Raw genomic sequence first — 1440 nt, 5'->3', positions numbered from 1 at the left:
TCCTCCTGGTCACCGTCCTGCGGCCGCGGTGGATACCCCGGCGGCGGCGCGGCGGGATAGCCCTGGCCGTAGCCGGGTGGCGGCGCCTGGTAACCCTGGTCGTACCCCGGCGGCGCCTGCTGCGGCGGTGGTTGAGCTGCCGGATAACCACTTTCGTAGTCACCCCATTGCGCGTCGTGCGGCGGCAACGCCTGCGTCGGGTTCGACGGTTGCCCCCACTCGTCGAACGAATTGCCTCCGTACGGCGTGGTCGAGTCGGTGCCCGGCGAACCCAGCCGTTCGGTCGGCGAATCCTCCGGGCGTTGCCCCCACGGATCGTTCGGGTTCGTCATGGGCTCCAGGGTAGGACAGCCCGGTGCGTTTGGGAGGTCCCTACGCACCGGGCTGTGGATAAATCACGAGCTGTGGACAACTTCGCCTTCGACGACGAGCTTGTCGGTGGCGTCGTCCACACTCACCTTCACCGTGTCACCGTCGGCGACCGAACCGGAGAGCAGTTCCTTGGCCAGGCTGTCGCCGATGGCCTGCTGGATCAGCCTGCGCAGCGGTCGCGCGCCGTAGGCCGGGTCGTAGCCGCGCACGGCCAGCCACTGCTTGGCCTCCTCGGTGACATCGAGGGTCAGCCTGCGCTGTGAGAGCCGTTTCTGCAGCTGACGCAGGTTGATGTCGACGATCGACTCCAGTTGCTTCGCGTCGAGCGCGTGGAACATCACCACGTCGTCGAGCCGGTTGATGAACTCCGGCTTGAACGCGCGCCGCACCGCCTCCATCACCTGATCGCGGTCGCCACCGGCGCCGAGATTGGAGGTGAGAATGAGGATCGTATTGCGGAAGTCGACCGTGCGACCCTGGCTGTCGGTGAGCCTGCCCTCGTCGAGAACTTGCAACAAAATGTCGAAGACGTCCGGGTGCGCCTTCTCGATCTCGTCGAACAGCACCACCGAATACGGTCGCCTGCGCACCGCTTCGGTGAGCTGGCCACCCTGGTCGTAGCCGACATATCCGGGCGGCGCGCCGACGAGGCGAGCCACCGAGTGCTTCTCGCTGTACTCGCTCATGTCGATACGCACCATGGCGCGTTCGTCGGCGAACAGGAAGTCGGCGAGCGATTTCGCCAGCTCCGTCTTGCCGACACCGGTCGGGCCGACGAACAGGAACGAGCCCGTCGGACGGTTCGGATCGGCCACACCGGCGCGCGCCCTGCGGACCGCGTCGGACACGGCCTGCACCGCTTCTTCCTGCCCGACGACGCGGCCCGCGACCTCGGTTTCCATCCGCAGCAGCTTGGCGGTCTCGCCCTCGAGCATCCGGCCGACCGGCACCCCGGTCCACGCCGAGACAACATCGGCGATGTCGTCGGGAGTCACCTCCCATCCGCAGGGGTGCCTGGGCGTGCAGGGCGCCCTGACGGCGAGCGACGGCGGGCGCGAGGTCCGCGAC

Annotated in this window: 2 pseudogenes; both read right to left on the bottom strand. The window is 67.9% G+C overall.

Going from position 1 to position 1440, the window contains the following annotated elements:
• Positions 1 to 332: pseudogene (locus tag ACFWF3_RS35855) on the bottom strand (hypothetical protein); the annotation flags it as partial.
• A gap of 63 nt (positions 333 to 395) precedes the next feature.
• Positions 396 to 1370 (bottom strand): annotated as a pseudogene (locus ACFWF3_RS35850) (AAA family ATPase); the annotation flags it as partial.
• Between the last annotated feature and the right edge of the window lie 70 nt (positions 1371 to 1440).

It is taken from the genome of Nocardia sp. NPDC060220, from assembly GCF_042727815.1.
Lineage (GTDB): Bacteria > Actinomycetota > Actinomycetes > Mycobacteriales > Mycobacteriaceae > Nocardia.
This window is presented reverse-complemented; position numbering and strand designations above follow the sequence as displayed.